Source organism: Stenotrophomonas sp. GD03877, from assembly GCF_029840555.1.
GTDB classification, from domain to species: domain Bacteria; phylum Pseudomonadota; class Gammaproteobacteria; order Xanthomonadales; family Xanthomonadaceae; genus Stenotrophomonas; species Stenotrophomonas geniculata.
The window spans coordinates 164,957-184,150 of record NZ_JAOCCT010000008.1 but is presented as its reverse complement, the minus strand read 5'-3'; the positions used below and the strand labels follow the sequence as shown (position 1 = coordinate 184,150).

Here is a 19,194-nt window from a genome sequence, read left to right as displayed (position 1 = left end):
CATTCAATCAGTTTTATTGTGAAACTAGATTGAATGGGCGATGGATCATGAAGTCATCCCACGTTTCGATGGTGCCGGCCCCTCTGGAGACGATGCCAACCCGAACTGCCGATATGCCACGCGGCCTGGTACTGCTGTTTGCCGCTGCCAGTGGCCTGAGCGTGGCGAACGTGTACTACGCGCAGCCCCTGCTCGATGCGCTGGCCCGCGATTTCGGCATCAGCCATGCAGCCGTGGGTGGCGTGGTGACAGCCACGCAGGTCGGATGCGCCGTGGCCTTGTTGTTGCTGGTGCCGCTGGGCGATCGCGTTGAGCGCCGCCGCCTGATGGCGGTGCAACTACTGGCGCTGGTGGCGGCACTGGTGATGGTCGGCATGGCGCCGTCTGCGCCAATCCTGCTGGCAGGCATGCTTGCCGTGGGCCTGCTGGGAACGGCGATGACACAGGGGCTGATCGCCTACGCGGCCAGCGCCGCTGCTCCCCGTGAACAAGGCCGCGTTGTGGGAGCGGCACAGAGCGGCGTGTTCATCGGCCTGCTGCTCGCGCGAGTGTTCGCTGGCGGTGTCAGCGATCTGGCGGGCTGGCGCGGCGTGTACTTCTGCGCCGCCGTGCTGATGCTGGTGATCGCGCTGCCGCTGTGGCGGCGACTGCCTGCCTTGCCTCCGGCACCGAATCCGATGCCTTACCTCCGCCTGATCGCCTCGATGCTGACACTGCTGCGGGAAGAAAAGGTGTTGCAGGTGCGCGGCATGCTGGCGCTGCTGCTGTTCGCGGCGTTCAACATCTTCTGGAGCGCGCTGGTGCTGCCGTTGAGCGCGCCGCCCTACGACTTTTCGCACACTGTCATCGGTGCGTTTGGCCTGGTCGGCGTGGTGGGCGCTTTGGCCGCTGCGCGTGCCGGGCAATGGGCCGATCGGGGACATGCCCAACGCACCAGCGCGGCGGCGCTTGCGGTGCTGCTGCTAGCGTGGTGGCCGCTGTCGCTGATGGAATGGTCGCTGTGGGCGCTGGTGATCGGCATCGTGCTGCTCGATCTGGGCTGCCAGGCGCTGCATGTCACCAATCAGAGCCTGATCTTCCGCACCCGGCCCGAGGCGCACAGCCGGCTGGTCGGCCTCTACATGCTGTTCTATGCGGTCGGCAGTGGGCAGGGTGCGATCGGCACCACCGTGACCTATGCGCATGCCGGTTGGCAGGGCGTCTGTGCCCTGGGCGCGGCGGTCAGCCTGCTGGCGTTGCTGTTCTGGGCGATGACTTTGCAACGCACGGCGACGATCGCCCGTCAGCGCTGAACGGGAGATGCTCATCATGGACGAGCGGCAGGAACATTCCCTTGGCACGACAACCCAGGCGGTTGTTGGCGGCCAGATGGACGGACACCGCATGAACGCGAACACCACGCATCAAAGCGCGGACGCCGTCACCTTCAGGGGCGTCGCACAAAGCGACCGTGAACCGTGGGCGCAACTCTATCGGCAGTATGCCGAGTCAGCGATCCCACGGCGCGTTCTGCCAGCGTTCCAGCAGGAAATCGCTGAACGCCGTCAGCCGGCGCGGCACGGGTTCACGCCGTGCCCGCACGATGCTGATCTTCGAGGGCGTGGCTTCCCAGTCCGGCAACACACGCACCAGCCGCCCGTCGCGCAGTTCCTCGTGAATGTCCCAGGTCTCGCGCAGCGAGATGCCCAGTCCGGCCAGGCACCAGGCATGCAGCACGTCGCCGTTGTCACTGCACAGCGTACCGCTGACCGCGACAGGCTTCTCCCGGCGGCCCTTGCGCAGCGGCCAGGTGTTTTGCAGCAGGCCCGGGTAGGCGAACACCAGGCAGTTGTGCCGCTCCAGTTCTTCCGGCTGCGCGGGTTGTCCATGCGCTTTCAGGTAGGCGGGAGACGCCGCCAGGATGCGCCGGTTGTCGGCCACGCGCCGCGCCACCAAACGCGAATCGGCCAGCTCGCCCATGCGGATCGCCATGTCCAGGTCGCCGCTATACAGATCCTGCACCTGATCGGACAGGCGCAGGTCGAAGCCGACCCTGGGATGCAGGCGGCAGAAATCGTGGATCGCCGGGGCCACGAACTTACGCCCGAACGGCGTGGGCGCGGTCAGGCGGATGGTGCCGCTCAGTTCCTGGCTGGCGCCGCTCGCCAGTTCCTGCACTTCTTCCAGCACGCCGAGCGCGACCCGTGCGCGCTCGGCGATGGCGCGGCCTTCGCCGGTGATGCGCAGGTTGCGGGTGTTGCGCTCGAACAGCGTGGTGCCCAGCGCCTGTTCCAGCCGGGCGATCTGCTTGCTGACCGTCTTGGGCGCGAGGTGCAGGTCGCGTGCGGCGGCGGAAAAGCTCTGGCGCTCCACCACATGCACGAACACCGCCAGGTCATCGAGGTTGCGCAGGGACATTTGGTCCATTCCGGGGAAAGTGTTTGTCTATTTTGGTCGTTTAAAGGATATACCGGATTCACCAGAATGAGGTTCCTTACTTCGCATGCCGCAACGCGCACGCCTCCGCTGGAGATGTGCAGCGGTGTGCTCGATCTGCTTGCAGGAGCCTCCAATGACCCAACGCATTCTTTTCGTCCTGACCAGCCACGACCGCAAGGGGCCGGCCGGCGCCGCCGATGCCGCGCCCAGCGGCTTCTATCTGTCCGAGGTCACGCATCCGCACCGGGTGCTGGCCGATGCCGGCCATGCGGTCGATTTCGTCAGCCCCAAGGGCGGCAAGACGCACGTCGATGGACTCGATCTGGACGATCCGGTCAATGCCGCGTTCTGGAACGATGCGGCGCTGCGCACCGCCACCGAAACCACATTGGCGCCGTCGCAGGTCGATCCCGATGCCTACGCCGCGATCTTCTACGCCGGCGGCCACGCGACGATGTGGGACTTCCCCGACAACGCCGAACTGGCTGCGATTGCTGCGCGCATCTACGAGCGTGGCGGCGTGGTCGCGGCGGTGTGCCACGGCCCGGCCGGGCTGGTGAACCTGAAGTTGTCCGATGGCGGCTATCTGGTCGCAGGCAAGGACGTATCGGCCTTCACCAACGACGAGGAGCGCGCGGTCGGCCTGTACGACACGGTGCCGTTCCTGCTGGCCGATGCCCTGCAGGAACGCGGTGCCCGGCATGTGCCCGCGCCGAATTTCCAGGCGCAGGTGGTCGTGAGCGAGCGGCTGGTGACGGGCCAGAACCCGGCTTCGGCCAAGGGCGTGGCCGAGGCGATGCTGCCGCTGCTGCTGGCAGCGTCCGTAGATCGGGCCTGAGCCATGAACGAGCGCATGCCCTTCGTCATCTACGTCTTCGCGCTGTGCGCGTTCGCCCTGGGCTTCACCGAGTTCGTCACCATCGGCCTGGTGTCCACCATTTCCGCCGACCTGCATGCCAGCGTCAGCCAGGTCGGCACGGCGGTCACGGCCTATGCGCTGGGCGCGGTGATCGGCGCGCCGGGCCTGACCGCGCTGGCGACCTGCTGGCCGCGCAAGCGGCTGCTGCTGGTGGCGATGGGGCTGTTCACGCTGGGCAATGCAGTGGTCAGCTTGTCGGATGCACTGACGCCCATGCTGATTGCCCGCTTTGCCTCGGGCCTGGGACATGGCGTGTTCCTGGCCGTGGCGTCCAGCGTCGCCACGCAACTGGCGGGGCGGCATCGCGCCGGCGCAGCGGTGGCCGTGGTGTTCGGCGGCCTGACGCTGGCCTTGGCGCTGGGCGTGCCGCTCGGCACCTACCTGGGCAGTGTGTTGAGCTGGCAAGTCATCTTCATGGCCGTGGCCGCGAGTGGCGCCATCGGCTTTCTGGGCCTGCTGGCCCTGATGCCGACGGATCGCAACGATGCCTCGGCGCAAGCCAATGCGATGGATGGCCTGAAAGCCATGTTCAATCCGCGCCTGCTGGCCGGGGCCGGGATCACTGTGCTGGCCTATGCCGGGTCGTTCGCGCTTTACACCTATATCTCGCCGATCCTGTTGCAGGTCACGCGGGTCAGCGAGAGCACCAGCAGCCTGCTGATGCTGGGCTACGGCGTGATGGCGGCCATCGGCAACGTGTGGGGCGGCCGGCTGACCGATCGCAGGGGCGCGGACTTCGCGGTGATGACCGTGCTGGTTGGCTTGGCCGTGGTGCTGCTGGCGATCTGGGCATCGGCGCCATCGTTGCCGTTGATGGTGCTGCTGACGGGCCTGCTGGGTGCGCTGACCTATGCGGCGGTGCCGGCCTTGCAGGCAAGAGTGATCGGGCTGTCGCACATCCACGCGCCGCAGGCGCCAGCGGTGGCGGCTGGCCTGAACATCGCCGGCTTCAATGGCGGCATCGCGCTGGGTTCGCTGCTGGGCGGGGCGAGCCTGAAAGCGATGGGGCTGACCAGCACCGCCTGGGTTGGTGCGGTGGCCGTGGGGCTGGGGATCGTGTGGATGCTCTGGCAGATGCGGTGTCCCGCGTTCCTGGGCGCAAGACTTCATGGATAGGTAAATGATGGAGCTTCGGCATTTGCATCGTTCTCACGCGGTTGCCGAAGAACTTCACTTCGCTCGCGAGACCGAGCGGCTGCCTACCGGGCAGCCGACACGGCCTCAATCAACGCTCCTGCGCGGTTTGATCCTGTGTCCTGGCATACACCACCAGCCGCAGGTGCCGGTCTTCATCGACCGTCAGCGAAGTGTGCTCGAACGGCTCGGCCTTGCCGTCGATCACCAGCATGCGCACGCCGTTGCAGGGCGCATGAACGTCGTGCTTGCGCCACCACGTCTTGAACTCCGGCGACACCCGTTCCAGCTCGTCCACCAGTCCGTGAATGTCGGCTTCCTGCGTGGCGCGGGCGAAGTCGCGGCGAAAGCTCGACAGCATCAGCGGGGCTTGTTCTTCCCAGGCGTCCATGCGCTCATGCAGCAGCGGGTCGGTGAACAGCAGCCAGAGCAGGTTGCGCCGCTCGGGCGCATGCGAGCCGAAACCGAAAAGCGCATCGGCCGGCGCATTGAAACCCAGCACGTCCCAGCGCAGGTTGAGTACGAAGGCCGGATGCGGCAGGTCGTGCATCAGGCGCCGCACCAGCGGCGGCAGCACGCACCAGGTCTTGCCCGGCTCGGCGGGCGGCCGCTCGTGTGCCAGCAGGAACAGGTGGCGGCGCTCGGCGGCATCCAGTTTCAACACCCGCGCCAGGTTGTCCAGAAAGGCGGCCGACACGCCGATCTCGCGCCCCTGTTCCAGCCATGTGTACCAAGTCAGGCCGACGCCGGCGAGCGCGGCGACTTCCTCGCGCCGAAGCCCCGGCGTGCGGCGGCGGCCACCGCTGGGCAAGCCCACATCGGCAGGCGTCAACCGTTCACGGCGTGCCAGCAGGAAGGCCGCCAGATCGGAGCGGGTTCGTTCCAGGGTTCGCATCGCCTATCTCGTTGCTTTGAGTAATAGCATAAATAGTTAAATTGTAATTGCTTAAAAAGGATTTGAGAATGATCGCGTCTTTACCCTGGATACGCAAGATGACCTCAAATTCCTGCCTCTCGACGCCGCCTGCGCGCGCCGTCAGCGGCCCGCCCTGGCTCGGCTTGTCCGTGTTGCTGCTGGCCGGTTTCGTCACGATCTTCGACCTGTTCGTGGTCAATGTCGCCATCCCCAGCATGCAGGCCGGGCTGGGTGCGAGCTTCGCGCAGATCGGCTTCATCGTGGCCGGCTACGAGCTGGCCTTCGGCGTGCTGCTGATTACCGGCGGGCGGCTGGGCGACCTGTTCGGGCGTCGCCGCCTGTTCGTCGTCGGCATGGCGGGCTTCACTGTGGCTTCGGCCTTGTGCGGGCTGGCGCCCAGCGCTGGCTTCCTGATCGGTGCGCGGGTGTTGCAGGGGCTGGCGGCCGCCTTGCTGTTCCCGCAGGTCTATGCCTCCATCCGTGTCAACTTCGGCGGCGGCGACAGTCGCCGCGCCTTCGGCCTGCTGGGGATGACGCTGGGCCTGGCCGCCATCGCCGGGCAGGTGCTGGGCGGATGGCTGGTGCATGCCGACCTGTTCGGGCTGGGCTGGCGCAGCATCTTTCTCATCAACGTCCCTATCGGCCTGCTCGCCATCGCGGCGGCACGCCACATCCCCGAATCTCGCGCACCGCAACGCCCGGCCCTGGACTGGACGGGCGTGGCGCTGGTCAGCGCCGGGCTGGCGCTGCTGCTGGTGCCGCTGATCGAGGGGCCGGGGCAAGGCTGGCCGGCCTGGAGCCTCTGGTCACTGGGCGCGGCGGTGGTATTGCTTGCGATGTTCCATCGTCAGCAAGAGCAGCGGCGCATGGCTGGCGGATTGCCCCTGGTGGACATGCGCTTGCTGGCCCAGCGCCGTTTCGCGCTGGGCGCGTTGCTGGTGCTGCTGGTCTATTCCACGTCCAGCTCGTTCTTCCTGTGCTTCGCCTTGCTGGTGCAGACCGGACTGGGCCTCGATCCCTTCGTCGCGGGCAGCATCTTCGCGCCATGCAGCGTGGGCTTCGTCCTGGCATCGCTGGCTGCGCCGCGGCTGGTGGCGCGCTGGGGAACCCGCGCCATCGTCGCGGGTGCGCTGGTCTATGCGGTTTCCATCGGGCTGCTGATCGCGCAGGTACGGATGGCAGGCGCGGAGCTGGTGCCCACGCGGCTGATTCCCGTGCTGATCGTGGTCGGCGCCGGCCAAGGCTTCATCATGACGCCGCTGCTGAATCTGGTGCTGGGCTTTGTCGATGAAGCCCAGGCCGGCATGGCGGCTGGCGTGGTATCGACCGTCCAGCAGGTCGGCGCGGCGCTGGGCGTGGCTGTGGTCGGCATCCTGTTCAGTGCGGCGCTGGCCACGGGTGGTGGCATGGCAGCGCAAGCGGGCCAATACGCCTCGGCCTTCGTGGCAGGAATGCTCTACAACCTGGGCGCGGCCCTGCTGGTTTGCGTGCTGTTGCTGATGCTGGCAAAAGCGCAGCGGCCCGCAGGCTGACGCGGAGCGGCACGCGATGGAGCTTCGCCACCTACGCTGTTTCCTCGCCGTAGCCGAAGAACTGCACTTCGCCCGTGCGGCGGAGAAACTGCACATCGAGCAGTCGCCGCTGTCGCGTGCCATCAAGGAACTGGAAGAAGAACTGGGCGTGGTGCTGTTCGCCCGCACCACGCGCAGCACGCGGCTGACCCGCGCGGGCAAGTTGTTCTTCGAGCATGTGCCGCGCATCTTCGCTGCCTTGCAGCAGGCACGCGACAGCGTGAAGGCGGCAGCCAACGGCTTTCACGGCCAGTTGCGCATCGCGCTGTCCGACGGCATCACGCCGTCGCGCCTGCCGGCTTTGCTGGCGCTGTGCCGGCAGGAGGAACCGGAAGTCGAAATCCGCCTGACCGAAGTGCCGCTGTCGCAACAGATCAAGGGTCTGCACGACGACCTGTACGACGTGGGTTTTGCCCGCGCCGATGAAGTCGGCGATGGCATCGTCGCCATGCCCGTCTGGAGCGACCCGCTGATGGTGGCTGTGCCCGCACGGCATCCCCTGCTGACCCACAAGCGCATCCCGCTGGAAGAACTGCTGCGCTACCCGCTGGTGCTGTGCGATCCGCAGGCGTGCGAGGGCCATGCGCGGCAGGTCGAGCGCGTGCTGCGCCGGGTGGACATGGAACCGCTGGTCGCCGAGCGGGTCGCGTCCTGCGACTTGATGATGGCGCTGGTCTCCGCAGGCTTCGCCCTGGGCTTGACTGGCGCCGCGCACATCACCGCCAGCCGGGAGCAAGGCGTGGTGGCACGGCCGCTGGCGGGACGCTCGCCGCTGCTCACGACCTATCTGCTGCGCCTGGATGGCGAACCCTCGGAAACGCTGGCCCGCTTCATCGAGCGCGTGCAGGCCATCGAGTCCCCCGAAGATGCCAGGCCAGCGCCAGGCCATATCCCTGATCCCTCGGAGGAACCCAAGCCATGAAGAAGGCAATGCTGTTTTCGCTGGCCGTGGTGCTGACCGCCTGCGGCCCCGCCGATACGCCAAAGACGGAAAGCGTGCCAACCGTTGAAGAACTGGCATCCGATCCCGTGCGCCTGAAAGAGCTGCGACAGCAGTGCAAGACCGATCGCGCCACGCTCGGCGACGTGTTGTGCAACCGGGTAGCCGAGGCCACGCGCAAGCGGTTTTATGGTGATGGCAACACACCTTATACGCCGCCGGAGAACCCGCCCAAGTTCTGATCGCTGGCGATTCGCCACGAACTTTTCATTTTCTGCCCGACACGCCGCAATGCGCCTTCGCTTGCGGCGTTTTTCCTTGGCCCGATGCGGCCCTAATTCTTTCCAATTACTCGACCTTTCTTCCGATAACGGTCTTTGACCGGCACCGACCCGGCACCGATCCTCACGCCATGCGGCACGTCCTTGTGCCGCGTGTGAGCGAGGAATCAGCGCAGGAGAAATCGGAGGCCAGTCATGCAAGGTCAGGGCGTGCTGTTCGGGCAGATCGCCGCTGTTTTCAGCATCGTGATCGCCGGCGTATGGAGTGCAACGCAATGGACAGCGGCCGCTCTCGGACATCAAGTACGTCTTGGCTCGCCCTGGTTCGACTTCTTTGGCACGCCGGTCTATCACCCTTGGCGACTGTTCGAGTGGTGGTTCTTCTTCGATGCCTATGCGCCGCACATTTTCGACGTAGGCGGTGCGATTGCCGGCGGTAGCGGCCTACTGGCCGTGCTGGTCGCCATCGCCATGTCGGTGTGGCGCTCACGGCAGGCCAAGCTGGTCACGACCTACGGTTCGGCGCGTTGGGCCGATGCCGCCGACATCCGCAAGGCGGGCCTGACGCAGCCGGCCGGTGTGTTCCTCGGCCAGCATGATCGCCAGTACCTGCGGCATGAAGGCCCGGAACACGTCCTGTCCTTCGCACCCACGCGCTCGGGCAAAGGCGTGGGCCTGGTGGTGCCGACGCTGCTGTCGTGGCCTGCCTCGGCCGTCATCCACGACATCAAGGGCGAGAACTGGCAGATTACGGCTGGCTGGCGTTCGCGCTTCTCGCATTGCCTGCTGTTCAACCCCACCGATGCCAAGTCGGCGGCCTACAACCCGCTGCTGGAAGTGCGGCGCGGTGCGCATGAAGTGCGCGACGTGCAGAACATCGCCGACATCCTGGTCGATCCCGAAGGGGCGCTGGAGAAGCGCAACCACTGGGAGAAAACCTCGCATGCGCTGCTGGTGGGCGCCATCCTGCACGTGCTCTATGCGGGCAAGGACAAGACGCTGCGCGGCGTCGCCAACTTCCTGTCCGACCCGGCCAGCCCCTTCGAGCTGACCTTGCACCGGATGATGACCACGCCCCACCTCGGCGATGGCCCGCATCCGGTGGTGGCCTCCGCTGCGCGCGAAGTGCTCAACAAGTCGGACAACGAACGCTCCGGCGTCCTGAGCACCGCCATGTCGTTCCTGGGTCTGTACCGCGATCCCACGGTGGCCGAAGTCACCTCGCGCTGCGACTGGCGTATCGCCGATCTGATTGCTTCCGAGCATCCGGTGTCGCTGTATCTGGTGGTGCCGCCTTCGGACATCAGCCGCACCAAGCCGCTGATCCGGCTGATCCTCAACCAGATCGGCCGGCGCCTCACCGAATCGCTCGATGGCAGCGACGGCATCGACCGCCGCCACAAGCTGCTGCTGATGCTGGACGAGTTTCCGGCGCTGGGCCGTCTGGACTTCTTCGAGACGGCGTTGGCCTTCATGGCCGGCTACGGCATCCGCAGCTTCCTTATCGCGCAGTCGCTCAACCAGATCGACAAAGCCTACGGCCAGAACCATTCGATTCTGGACAACTGCCATGTGCGTGTGACCTTCGCCACCAACGACGAACGCACGGCCAAGCGCATTTCCGAAACGCTGGGAACGGCCACCGAGCTGCGCGCGCAGCGCAACTACGCCGGCCACCGGCTCGCGCCGTGGCTCGGGCATCTGATGGTGTCCCGGCAGGAAACCGCACGTCCGCTGCTCACCCCAGGCGAAGTGATGCAGCTTCCGCCAGATGACGCCGTGGTGATGGTGTCCAGCGTCGCGCCTATTCGGGCGAAGAAACTGCGCTACTACGCCGACGCCAATTTCAAGCGCCGCGTGCTGCCGCCGCCCCCGCTGGCGGACGGGCAGTACGCCGACGCGCCGCCATCGCGCCCCGACGACTGGAGCGGCCTGGCGATTCCGGCCGTGCCTGCCGCGCCGGCCGTGGCACCCGCCGATGGCCTGGGCGGCACCGACGACGGTGGCCCGCGCCGGCAGCCGGAGCTATCCGAGGTTGCCGAGTACCACCCTGAACAAGCGCCAGCCGCCAACGACCTGGCGCTGCTCGATGACGACGACTTGCCGCTGCCTGCCTTTGCCGCGCTTCCCGGCCAGCTCGATCCGGCCATGCAGCGCACGGCCCGGCTGGCTTCCCTCGACCCCAACGACGGAATCGACTTATGAGCCAATACCGCCTCAACCTGTTCATCCAGCACGAGCACGCCAAGCGCCTGGACGAACTGGCCGCCAAGAAAGGCGTGTCGAAGTCCAGCATCGTTGCCGCTGCCTTGGCGTCCTGGCTGTCTCCCGACGCGGGCGATCAGCGCGAGGCCGCCATTGCCAAGCGGCTGGATCGCCTGTCGCGGCAGACCGAACGCCTGGAGCGTGACCAGAACATCCAGATCGAAACGCTGGCGCTGTTCGTCCGCTACTTCCTGACCGTCAGCACGCCGGTTCCCGAAGCGCATCAGGAAGCGGCCCGCGCCCAGGGCAAGGCGCGCTTCGAGCAGTTCGTCGAACAGCTTGGCCGCCACCTGCTGCGCGGCCGCAGCCTCGTGCGCGACGTGGTGGAAGAACTGCACCCGGACACCGCACGCATGGATGACGCGGCGGCATTGGCCGAAGCCCATGAACGTGCTGCGGAGCGTGCCTCATGAGCGCCGTTCCGCAGTTCCCGCCCGAGCCACGTTCGTCGGCCGCGACTTCGCTGGATCGCCGCATCCAGATGTTGCGCACGGCAATGGGGCCGCTGATCGCCACCGCGCTCGAAGACCCGGACGTGGTGGAAATCATGCTCAATCCCGACCGTACCCTGTGGGTCGATCGCCTGTCGTCGGGTCGCACGCCGCTGGGCGTCGAACTTCCCGAAGCCGATGGCGAACGCATCATTCGTCTGGTCGCAGCGCATGTCGGCGCGGAAGTGCATCGCGGCCAACCGCTCTTGACCGCCGAGCTGCCCGAAACCGGCGAGCGTTTCGAGGGCATCTTGCCGCCGGCCGCACCGGGGCCGGCCTTCGCTCTGCGCAAGCGTGCCGTGAACATCATCGGCCTGGATCGCTACGTGGCCGACGGCATCCTGACCGCCGGGCAGGCGGACTTCCTGCGCCGCGCCGTGCGCGAGCGGCAGAACATCCTGATCGCCGGCGGCACCAGCACCGGCAAGACCACGCTGGCGAACGCGCTGCTGGCCGAGATCGCTGCCACGGGCGATCGCGTACTGGTACTCGAAGACACCATCGAACTGCAATGCGCGGCCGGTGACCATGTACCGCTGCGCACCCGTGCGGGCGTGGTGTCGATGCAGGAGCTGGTGCGCGCCACGATGCGCCTGCGCCCAGACCGGGTGATCGTCGGCGAAGTGCGCGGCGGCGAAGCGCTGGATCTCATCAAGGTGTGGGGCACCGGCCATCCAGGCGGAATCGCCACCATCCACGCCGGCTCCGCGCTGGGCGCGCTACTGCGGCTGGAGCAACTGATTCTCGAAGTCGCGGTGAACCCGCCGCGTGCGTTGATCGCCGAGGCGGTCAACGTCGTCATCCACATCGCCGGACGTGGCCGTAAGCGCCGCGTCGAAAGCATCGCCCGCGTCGTCGGCTTCGACGCCGCTGGCTACCAACTGGCGGACGCGCTGGAAGCGCCGCTTCCCGAGCTGCCGCCGGTTTCCCTCGCAGCCGCTGCCGCTGCGCCTTTCCCGTCCCCCGACCCCTCTGGAGAACTGCCATGACGCCTAGCCATGCTTTCCGTACTTCCGTAAATCCGGTGCCCATCCTTGCACGCCTGCGGCGCCTGGCCCGGCCTGCCCATCGGGGCCTGATGCTGGCCGCCATCATGCTGATGACGGCCGGCACGGCGCAGGCCGCCGGTTCTTCGATGCCCTGGGAAGGGCCGCTGCAATCCATCCTGGAGTCGATCCAGGGGCCGGTCGCACGCATCGTTGCCGTCATCATCATCATTGCCACCGGCCTGGCGCTGGCCTTTGGCGACACGTCGGGGGGCTTCCGCAAGCTGATCCAGATCGTCTTCGGTCTGTCCATCGCCTTTGCCGCGTCCTCGTTCTTCCTGTCGTTCTTCAGCTTCTCCGGTGGGGCGGTCGTATGAGTACGGCGACCGATCTTCCGGGCTTTGAAGTGCCGCTGCATCGCTCGTTGACCGAGCCGATCCTGCTGGGCGGCGCGCCGCGCACCGTGGCGATCGCCAACGGCACGCTGGCCGCCGCCGTCGGGCTGGGCCTGCAACTGTGGATTCCCGGCGTGGTGCTCTGGATCGTCGGCCACTCGCTGGCGGTCTGGGGCGCGCGCGTCGATCCGCAGTTCATGCAGGTCTTCGCGCGGCACATCAAGCACAAGCCGCTGCTGGACGTGTGAGGGGGATGCCATGCTGAACCTTGCCGAATACCGCCAGCGTCCGGCGTTACTCGCCGACTGGCTGCCCTGGGCCGGGCTGATCGCGCCGGGCGTGGTGCTGAACAAGGACGGCAGTTTCCAGCGCACGGCGCGCTTTCGCGGGCCGGACTTGGACAGCGCTACGCAAGGCGAGTTGATCGCCACGTCGGCACGGCTCAACAACGCGCTGCGCCGGCTGGGGTCGGGCTGGGCGCTGTTCATCGAGGCCGAACGCCGGCCGGCGGCGGACTATCCGCATTCCGACTTTCCCGAACCGCTGTCCTGGCTCGTGGACGAGGAACGCCGCGCCGCCTTCGAGGAATCGGGTCACCACTTCGAGAGCGGCTATCACCTGACGTTGGCCTATCTGCCACCGGAAGAATCCCGTGCTCGCGCCGCGAAGATGCTCTACGAGAACGCGCCCGGCGATGGCGTGGACTGGCGTGGCCGGCTCGATACCTTCGTCGCGGAAACCGATCGCGTCTTCGACCTGCTCGATGGCGTGATGCCGGAAATCGCCTGGCTCGATGACGCTGAAACGCTGACCTATCTGCACGCGACCGTCTCGACACGACGCTACCGCGTGGGCGTGCCCGAAGTGCCGTTCCACATCGACGCGCTGCTGGCTGACTGCGCACTGGTCGGCGGCCTGGCGCCCACGCTGGGCGACCAGCACCTGCGCGTGGTGTCGGTGCGAGGTTTCCCGACTTCGACCTGGCCGGGGATTCTGGACGACCTCAACCGCCTGGGCTTCGGCTACCGCTGGAGTACGCGCTTTGTCTGCATGGACAAAGCCGAAGCAGAAAAGGAACTCGGCCGCCTGCGCCGCCAGTGGTTTGCCAAGCGCAAGAACGTGGTCGCGCTCTTGAGAGAAACCATCTTCCAGCAAGAGTCGCCGCTGGTTGATACCGACGCCAGCAACAAGGCGACCGACGCTGATGCCGCCTTGCAGGAGCTGGGCAGCGATCAAGTCGCCTTCGGCTACCTGACGGCCACCGTCACCGTGATGGACACGGATGCCGGCGTGGCGGACGAAAAGCTGCGCATGGTGGAGCGCGTCATCCAAGGACGCGGGTTCGTCACTATCCCCGAAACGCTCAACGCGGTCGATGCTTGGCTGTCGTCCATCCCCGGCAACGCCTATGCGAACGTGCGCCAGCCCATCGTTTCCACGTTGAACCTGGCGCACATGATGCCGCTGTCCGCGGTGTGGGCCGGGCCGGAGAGGAACGACCATCTCAACGGCCCGCCGCTGATCGTCACCCGCACGGATGGTTCGACGCCGTTCCGGCTGGTGACGCACATTGGCGATGTAGGGCACACGATGATTGTCGGCCCAACCGGTATGGGAAAGTCGGTGCTGGTGGCGACCTTGGCGATGCAGTTCCGTCGCTACCCGGGATCGCGCATCTTCGCTTTCGATATAGGCCGCTCTTTGCGCGCCGCCATCCTGGGCCTGGGCGGTGAGCACTATGACCTCGGGGCCGATGGCGGCATCGCATTCCAGCCGCTCGCGCGCATCGACCAAGAAAGCTACCGCACTTGGGCGGCCGAATGGATGGAAGGCCGGCTGCTGCATGAAGGCGTGATCGTCGGCCCCGACGAGAAGGCGGCGATCTGGTCGGCGCTTGGGAGCCTCGCCGGGGCGCCGGTGGAGCAACGGACGCTGACCGGGTTCTCCGTGCTGCTGCAATCCAACGCGCTGCGCCAGGCCCTGTCGCCCTATGTGCTCGGCGGCGCACACGGCAAGTTGCTCGACGCCGATCACGACCGGCTCGGAATGGCCGACGTGCAGTGCTTCGAGATGGAAGAGCTGATGCACAGCAAGGCCGCCGTTCTGGCCGTGCTGAGCTACTTGTTCGCGCGCCTGGAAGAACGATTCGATGGCTCCCCAACCATGCTTTTCCTCAGTGAGGCATGGATGTTTCTGGATGACCCGGTGTTCTCGGCACGGCTTCGGCAGTGGCTGAAGACCTTGCGGAAAAAACAGGTCTCCGTCGTTTTCGATACGCAATCGCTGGCTGACATCAAAGAATCGTCTATCGCGCCGGCCGTCATCGAAAGCTGCGCCGTCCGCATTTTCTTGCCCAACCCGCAGGCGACGGAACCGCAGATTCGCCCGATCTATGACGGTTTCGGTCTCAGCAGCCGACAAATCGAGATTGTCGCCACCGCGCAACCCAAGCGCGACTACTACTACCAATCCCGCCTCGGCAACCGCCTGTTCGACCTCGACCTGGGGCCGGCCGCGCTCGCGTTCGCGGGCGCTTCGACTCCGCAGGATCAATGCGACATCGACCGCGTTCTTGCGCAGGTCGGCGCGCCGGGCTTTGCCGGCGGCTGGCTGCGCCATAGCGGCCTCGACTGGGCCGCCGACCTGCTGCCGTCCGCACCGGCGGCTGTTTCCTTCTTGTCCCAACTATCGGAGAACCAGCCATGAAAAAGCGTCTTCTCGCCGCCACTGTCGCGGCCATGCTCTGCACCGTCTCTACCGTCCAGGCGCAATGGGTCGTGGTCGATCCCACCAACCTCGTCCAGAACACGCTGACGGCCATCCGCACGCTGGAGCAGATCAACAACCAGATTCAGCAACTCCAGAACGAAGCACAGATGCTGATGAACCAGGCTCGCAATCTGGCGAGCCTGGACTTCAACATCGTCAACCGCCTGCGTTCGACGCTCGCCACCACTGAACGCCTGATCGCCGAGGCGCAGGGGCTGGCTTACGACGTGCAGAACCTCGACCGCGATTTCGCGCGGCTGTACCCCGAGCAGTACGCCGCGACCGTCAGCGGCGATCAGATGTACCGGGATGCGCAGGAGCGTTGGCAGCACACGCTCGACGGTCTGCATACCGCGATGCGCATGCAGGCGCAGGTATCGCAGAACCTGCGCGAGGACGAAACCGCGCTGGCCGACCTCGTGAGCCAGAGCCAGTCCGCCACCGGCGCCTTGCAGGCCGCGCAGGCGACCAACCAGCTCTTGGCCTTGCAGGCCAAGCAGTCGATCCAGGCGCAGCAGCTCCAGATCACCCAGGACCGCGCGACCTCGCTCGAACTGGCGCGGCAGGCGGCGGCCACCGAGCGCGCCCGCGAAGTACGACGGCGCTTCCTCGGCACCGGCACGCCGTACACGCCGCAGCGCGTGGACTTCTATGGCAATTGACGGGAGACGGTCATGCGATGCGCTTCCGTCCTGCTGACCGTGCTGCTGACCGCTTGCGGCCAGCAGCCGGCCGAGAACCTGGCCGACGCCTTGGCCGCCGATCCCGTGCGGCTCAAGGCGCTGCGCGGGCAATGCGCGGCTGACCGGCAGGCCGTGGGCGAGGACGCCTGCCGCGCCGCCGCCGAAGCCTTCCGGCAGCGCTTCTTCGCCGGCCATACCGGGCCGGACGAGTACGACTCGCTGGCCGAACTGCCGCCAATCCCGCCGAGCTTCGATACACCCGCCGACGACATGCAAGAAGGCGACACGCCGCTCGCCCCACCGGAGGACACGCCATGAACGACGTGACCATCATCGACCGCTTCCTCGATACCTTCTCGCGCTACATCGACTCGGGTTTCGGCCTGCTGCAAGGCGAAGTGGCGTTTCTCACCGCCACGCTCATCGTCATCGACATGACCATCGCCGGCCTGTATTGGGCCATGAGCCACGCCACCGGCCAGGGCGAGGACGTGATCGCCAAGCTGCTTCGCAAGGTGCTCTACGTCGGTGCGTTCGCCTACATCATCGGCAACTTCAACTGGCTGGCCGGCATCGTGTTCCGCTCGTTCGCCGGCCTGGGCCTGACGGCCACCGGCTCGGCCATCACGATGGAGAACTTCCTGCAACCGGGGCGGCTGGCGAAGACCGGCATCGACGCGGGGGCGCCGATTCTGGAACAGATCGGCGACATGGCTGGCTTCCCCGAAGTGTTCACGAACATCGACCCGATCGTGGTGATGTTCCTCGCGTGGCTAGTGGTGATCCTCTGCTTCTTCGTGCTGGCCGTGCAGCTTTTCATCACGCTGATCGAGTTCAAGCTGACCACGCTCGCCGGCTTCGTGCTGGTGCCGTTCGCCTTGTGGAACAAGACCAGCTTCCTGGCCGAGAAGGTGCTGGGCAACGTGGTATCGGCCGGTATCAAGGTGCTGGTGCTGGCCGTGATCGTCGGCATCGGCTCGGGGCTGTTCGCCGAATTCCAGACCGTGCCGGATGAGCCTTCCATCGACCATGCCCTGGTGGTGATGCTGGCCTCGCTCGCTCTGCTGGCACTGGGCATCTTCGGCCCCGGCATCGCCACCGGCCTGGTGTCCGGGGCGCCGCAGCTTGGCGCGGGCGCGATGGCCGGTGCCGCTGTCGGCGCTGTCGGCACGGGCGTTGCCATCGGTGCCGCCGCGACCGGCGTAGGTGGTGCCGTAGCAGCCGGGGCGCGCATGGCGCCAGCCGCCGCCAAGTTGGCCGGCGCTGGGGCGCGTGCCGCCACGTCGGCGGCAGGCAGCGCCCGGTCGGCGTTCCAGGCCGGCTCCGCCGCTGCGGGCGGCGGGGCCAAAGGCGCGGCGGCTGGTCTTGGCAACATCGCCAAGACCGGCGCACAGGCCGCTGGCCGCCGTGCCGCGTCGGGCGCGTCCGCCGCCGGGCAGAAGATGACCAGTTCCTTCCGTTCCGGCTGGAACGGATCTTCGGGCGATGACGGCGCAGGGGCCGCGTCCGGCCAATCCGCCGCAGGCGACGGCGCGGACGGCGCCGCCGGCTCGCAGAAGCAAGAGCAGCCCGCCTGGGCCAAGCGGATGCACCGCCGCCAGCAGATCACCCATGCCGCGACCACCGCCGCCCACACGCTTCGCGGTGGCGACGGCGGCGGCTCGGGGCAAGGCCCGAGCCTGCGCGATTCCGATACCTGACCACCAAGGAGAACCCTTATGCGATTCAAGCGACCGCAGGTGCGCTATGCCGATACGCCGCAGCCTGCCACCCCGTATCAAGCCGCCGCCCAGGTGTGGGACGAGCGCATCGGCTCGGCCCGCGTGCAGGCGAAGAACTGGCGTTTGATGGCCTTCGGTTGCCTGGTGCTGGCGCTGCTGATGGCCGGCGGCCTGGTCTGGCGCTCGGCGCAGTCCATCGTGACGCCCTACGTCATCGAGGTCGATCAGGCCGGACAAGTGCGTGCGGTCGGCGAGGCCGCCACGCCATACAAGCCGGCTGATGCGCAGATCGCCTACCACTTGGCGCACTTCGTCAGTCTGGTGCGCTCGCTGTCCATCGACCCCATCGTCGTGCGGCAGAACTGGCTCGATGCCTACGACTACACCACCGACCGCGGCGCGGCCGTGCTCAACGATTACGCCAGCAAGAACGATCCGTTCGCCCGCGTCGGCCGCGAATCGGTGACGGTGCAGATCACCAGCGTGGTTCGCGCCAGCGACACATCTTTCAACGTGCGCTGGACGGAACAGCGGTACGTCAATGGCGCACCCGCCGGCACCGAACGCTGGAACGCCGTGCTTTCCACCGTCCTGCAAACCCCGCGCACCGAGCAGCGCCTGCGCAAGAACCCGCTGGGTATCTACGTCAACGGCCTGTCGTGGAGCCGCGAACTGGATTCTTCCGAAGGAGCCAAGCCATGAACCTGCCTTTCCGCTTTTACGCTTTGCCGTTGATCCTGCTGGCCTCGACTGTCCTGTTCTCGGGCTGCGCCACTCAGGGCAAGCCGCCGCCAACCATCTCGCTCGATGAGCCGGTGCAGGCCCAGCCGCTGCCCGAACCGCCCCAGCCGGTGGAGGTTGTTGCCATTCCCGAGCCGCTGGCGCTGCCGGCGCAGCTAAAGCCGCTGCCGGAGGTGGACGAGGCCAAGCCCGCGCCGGAACCGGCCGACGAGACCGTGCGCGTGTCGAAGGCCAATGCAGAGGCGCGCATCGCGCCCACACGCGAAGGCTACGTCAATGCGATTCAAGTCTGGCCCTTCACCGATGGCGCGCTCTATCAGGTCTATGCCGCGCCGGGGCGTGTGACCGTGGTTTCGCTCCAGCCCGGCGAGGAACTGGTGACGGTCGCGGCCGGCGATACCGTGCGCTGGATCGTGGGCGACACGTCCAGCGGCAGCGGCGACGAGTTGCGCGTCAATGTGCTGGTCAAGCCGATCCGTTCCGGGTTGAAGACGAACCTGGTCATCACCACCAGCCGCCGGACGTACCTGCTGGAACTGACTTCGACGGAAAGGGCGTGGATGGCGTCGGTGTCCTGGGACTACCCGAAAGACCGGATGCTGGCCTTGCAGCGCCAGTCGCAGGCCGCACAGGCGACCGCGCCGGTGGATACCGGCCTGTCGCTGGAGAAGATCCGCTTCCGCTACGCGATCAGTGGCAGCAATCCGCCGTGGAAGCCGCTACGCGCCTTCGATGACGGCGAGAAGGTCTATATCCAGTTCCCGGCGGGCATCGCCCAGGGCGAGCTGCCGCCGCTGTTCGTGATCGGCGCGCAGGGCGACGGGCAACTGGTGAACTACCGTTTCCGCTCGCCGTACTACATCGTGGATCGGCTGTTCGGCGCCGCCGAACTGCGCCTGGGTGGAGACAAAGGCGACGTGGTGCGGATCGAGCGCACGGATGGCGTGGCACGGAGGAACTGACC

19 protein-coding genes are annotated in these 19,194 nt (G+C 66.8%); 17 read left to right on the top strand and 2 right to left on the bottom strand.

The genetic code is table 11. The features are described from left to right. Positions 1 to 92: 92 nt before the first annotated feature. Positions 93 to 1,292 (top strand): MFS transporter, encoded by a 1,200-nt coding sequence (locus N5D20_RS08810; RefSeq protein WP_229637868.1) that lies wholly within the window; start codon positions 93 to 95, stop codon positions 1,290 to 1,292. A gap of 196 nt (positions 1,293 to 1,488) precedes the next feature. Here the strand turns inward: N5D20_RS08810 and N5D20_RS08805 are convergent, their stop codons facing one another. After that, a complete protein-coding gene (locus tag N5D20_RS08805; protein WP_193377464.1) occupies positions 1,489 to 2,397 on the bottom strand; it encodes a LysR family transcriptional regulator in 909 nt (302 codons plus the stop codon). Between the two features lie 154 nt (positions 2,398 to 2,551). Between N5D20_RS08805 and N5D20_RS08800 the strand changes: the two genes are divergently transcribed. Both N5D20_RS08800 and N5D20_RS08795 read left to right on the top strand, forming a co-directional pair. Next, on the top strand, positions 2,552 to 3,256 hold the full coding sequence (locus N5D20_RS08800; RefSeq protein WP_033938329.1) for a type 1 glutamine amidotransferase domain-containing protein: 705 nt from the start codon (positions 2,552 to 2,554) through the stop codon (positions 3,254 to 3,256). Positions 3,257 to 3,271: 15 nt separating this feature from the next. Continuing rightward, complete coding sequence (locus N5D20_RS08795) at positions 3,272 to 4,453, top strand: MFS transporter (protein WP_198717372.1); 1,182 nt, start codon at positions 3,272 to 3,274, stop codon at positions 4,451 to 4,453. A 109-nt stretch (positions 4,454 to 4,562) separates the two neighbouring features. Here N5D20_RS08795 and N5D20_RS08790 read toward each other — a convergent pair whose 3' ends face one another. Further along, complete coding sequence (locus N5D20_RS08790) at positions 4,563 to 5,366, bottom strand: helix-turn-helix transcriptional regulator (protein ID WP_033938327.1); 804 nt, start codon at positions 5,364 to 5,366, stop codon at positions 4,563 to 4,565. A gap of 98 nt (positions 5,367 to 5,464) precedes the next feature. Here N5D20_RS08790 and N5D20_RS08785 point away from each other — a divergent pair, with 98 nt between their 5' ends. The 14 genes from N5D20_RS08785 (at position 5,465) to trbG (ending at position 19,192) form a co-directional block, all read left to right on the top strand. Beyond that, positions 5,465 to 6,919, top strand: a complete 1,455-nt coding sequence (locus N5D20_RS08785; protein WP_033938326.1) for an MFS transporter — start codon at positions 5,465 to 5,467, stop codon at positions 6,917 to 6,919. Between the two features lie 16 nt (positions 6,920 to 6,935). Continuing rightward, positions 6,936 to 7,880 carry a LysR family transcriptional regulator gene (locus N5D20_RS08780; RefSeq protein WP_033938325.1) on the top strand — a complete coding sequence of 315 codons (945 nt, stop codon included), beginning with the start codon at positions 6,936 to 6,938 and terminating at the stop codon, positions 7,878 to 7,880. Next, positions 7,877 to 8,140: an EexN family lipoprotein gene (locus N5D20_RS08775; protein ID WP_033938320.1), complete on the top strand. Its 264-nt coding sequence runs from the start codon at positions 7,877 to 7,879 to the stop codon at positions 8,138 to 8,140. Before N5D20_RS08780 ends, N5D20_RS08775 begins: the two co-directional genes overlap by 4 nt. Positions 8,141 to 8,374: 234 nt before the next feature. Beyond that, positions 8,375 to 10,384: a conjugal transfer protein TraG gene (locus N5D20_RS08770; protein ID WP_058158361.1), complete on the top strand. Its 2,010-nt coding sequence runs from the start codon at positions 8,375 to 8,377 to the stop codon at positions 10,382 to 10,384. Next, positions 10,381 to 10,857, top strand: a complete 477-nt coding sequence (locus tag N5D20_RS08765; RefSeq protein ID WP_033938318.1) for a ribbon-helix-helix protein, CopG family — start codon at positions 10,381 to 10,383, stop codon at positions 10,855 to 10,857. The genes N5D20_RS08770 and N5D20_RS08765 overlap by 4 nt, the downstream gene beginning before the upstream one ends. Continuing rightward, positions 10,854 to 11,924: a P-type conjugative transfer ATPase TrbB gene (gene trbB / locus N5D20_RS08760; RefSeq protein ID WP_279914789.1), complete on the top strand. Its 1,071-nt coding sequence runs from the start codon at positions 10,854 to 10,856 to the stop codon at positions 11,922 to 11,924. Before N5D20_RS08765 ends, trbB begins: the two co-directional genes overlap by 4 nt. Further along, positions 11,921 to 12,298 carry a TrbC/VirB2 family protein gene (locus N5D20_RS08755; RefSeq protein WP_058158359.1) on the top strand — a complete coding sequence of 126 codons (378 nt, stop codon included), beginning with the start codon at positions 11,921 to 11,923 and terminating at the stop codon, positions 12,296 to 12,298. The genes trbB and N5D20_RS08755 overlap by 4 nt, the downstream gene beginning before the upstream one ends. Continuing rightward, entirely contained in the window at positions 12,295 to 12,564 is a 270-nt protein-coding gene (locus tag N5D20_RS08750; RefSeq protein WP_023081460.1) for a VirB3 family type IV secretion system protein, read from the top strand. Before N5D20_RS08755 ends, N5D20_RS08750 begins: the two co-directional genes overlap by 4 nt. A gap of 10 nt (positions 12,565 to 12,574) precedes the next feature. Then, a complete protein-coding gene (gene trbE / locus N5D20_RS08745) occupies positions 12,575 to 15,022 on the top strand; it encodes a conjugal transfer protein TrbE (RefSeq protein ID WP_058158358.1) in 2,448 nt (815 codons plus the stop codon). Then, positions 15,019 to 15,747: a P-type conjugative transfer protein TrbJ gene (trbJ, locus tag N5D20_RS08740; RefSeq protein WP_058158357.1), complete on the top strand. Its 729-nt coding sequence runs from the start codon at positions 15,019 to 15,021 to the stop codon at positions 15,745 to 15,747. Before trbE ends, trbJ begins: the two co-directional genes overlap by 4 nt. A 12-nt stretch (positions 15,748 to 15,759) precedes the next feature. Beyond that, positions 15,760 to 16,086 carry a hypothetical protein gene (locus tag N5D20_RS08735; RefSeq protein ID WP_058158356.1) on the top strand — a complete coding sequence of 109 codons (327 nt, stop codon included), beginning with the start codon at positions 15,760 to 15,762 and terminating at the stop codon, positions 16,084 to 16,086. Next, the gene (trbL, locus tag N5D20_RS08730; protein WP_058158355.1) at positions 16,083 to 17,468 is read left to right on the top strand and encodes a P-type conjugative transfer protein TrbL; all 1,386 of its coding nucleotides are present in this window, start codon (positions 16,083 to 16,085) and stop codon (positions 17,466 to 17,468) included. The genes N5D20_RS08735 and trbL overlap by 4 nt, the downstream gene beginning before the upstream one ends. Before the next feature lie 18 nt (positions 17,469 to 17,486). Beyond that, positions 17,487 to 18,191 (top strand): conjugal transfer protein TrbF, encoded by a 705-nt coding sequence (gene trbF, locus N5D20_RS08725; protein WP_044316453.1) that lies wholly within the window; start codon positions 17,487 to 17,489, stop codon positions 18,189 to 18,191. Next, on the top strand, positions 18,188 to 19,192 hold the full coding sequence (gene trbG / locus N5D20_RS08720; RefSeq protein ID WP_058158354.1) for a P-type conjugative transfer protein TrbG: 1,005 nt from the start codon (positions 18,188 to 18,190) through the stop codon (positions 19,190 to 19,192). The genes trbF and trbG overlap by 4 nt, the downstream gene beginning before the upstream one ends. Positions 19,193 to 19,194 lie beyond the last annotated feature (2 nt).

Coding starts and splice junctions, on each gene's coding strand:
- N5D20_RS08810 (WP_229637868.1), top strand. CDS start 93: ATGCCAACCCGAACTGCCGATATGCCACGCGGCCTGGTACTGCTGTTT.
- N5D20_RS08805 (WP_193377464.1), bottom strand. CDS start 2,397: ATGTCCCTGCGCAACCTCGATGACCTGGCGGTGTTCGTGCATGTGGTG.
- N5D20_RS08800 (WP_033938329.1), top strand. CDS start 2,552: ATGACCCAACGCATTCTTTTCGTCCTGACCAGCCACGACCGCAAGGGG.
- N5D20_RS08795 (WP_198717372.1), top strand. CDS start 3,272: ATGCCCTTCGTCATCTACGTCTTCGCGCTGTGCGCGTTCGCCCTGGGC.
- N5D20_RS08790 (WP_033938327.1), bottom strand. CDS start 5,366: ATGCGAACCCTGGAACGAACCCGCTCCGATCTGGCGGCCTTCCTGCTG.
- N5D20_RS08785 (WP_033938326.1), top strand. CDS start 5,465: ATGACCTCAAATTCCTGCCTCTCGACGCCGCCTGCGCGCGCCGTCAGC.
- N5D20_RS08780 (WP_033938325.1), top strand. CDS start 6,936: ATGGAGCTTCGCCACCTACGCTGTTTCCTCGCCGTAGCCGAAGAACTG.
- N5D20_RS08775 (WP_033938320.1), top strand. CDS start 7,877: ATGAAGAAGGCAATGCTGTTTTCGCTGGCCGTGGTGCTGACCGCCTGC.
- N5D20_RS08770 (WP_058158361.1), top strand. CDS start 8,375: ATGCAAGGTCAGGGCGTGCTGTTCGGGCAGATCGCCGCTGTTTTCAGC.
- N5D20_RS08765 (WP_033938318.1), top strand. CDS start 10,381: ATGAGCCAATACCGCCTCAACCTGTTCATCCAGCACGAGCACGCCAAG.
- trbB (WP_279914789.1), top strand. CDS start 10,854: ATGAGCGCCGTTCCGCAGTTCCCGCCCGAGCCACGTTCGTCGGCCGCG.
- N5D20_RS08755 (WP_058158359.1), top strand. CDS start 11,921: ATGACGCCTAGCCATGCTTTCCGTACTTCCGTAAATCCGGTGCCCATC.
- N5D20_RS08750 (WP_023081460.1), top strand. CDS start 12,295: ATGAGTACGGCGACCGATCTTCCGGGCTTTGAAGTGCCGCTGCATCGC.
- trbE (WP_058158358.1), top strand. CDS start 12,575: ATGCTGAACCTTGCCGAATACCGCCAGCGTCCGGCGTTACTCGCCGAC.
- trbJ (WP_058158357.1), top strand. CDS start 15,019: ATGAAAAAGCGTCTTCTCGCCGCCACTGTCGCGGCCATGCTCTGCACC.
- N5D20_RS08735 (WP_058158356.1), top strand. CDS start 15,760: ATGCGATGCGCTTCCGTCCTGCTGACCGTGCTGCTGACCGCTTGCGGC.
- trbL (WP_058158355.1), top strand. CDS start 16,083: ATGAACGACGTGACCATCATCGACCGCTTCCTCGATACCTTCTCGCGC.
- trbF (WP_044316453.1), top strand. CDS start 17,487: ATGCGATTCAAGCGACCGCAGGTGCGCTATGCCGATACGCCGCAGCCT.
- trbG (WP_058158354.1), top strand. CDS start 18,188: ATGAACCTGCCTTTCCGCTTTTACGCTTTGCCGTTGATCCTGCTGGCC.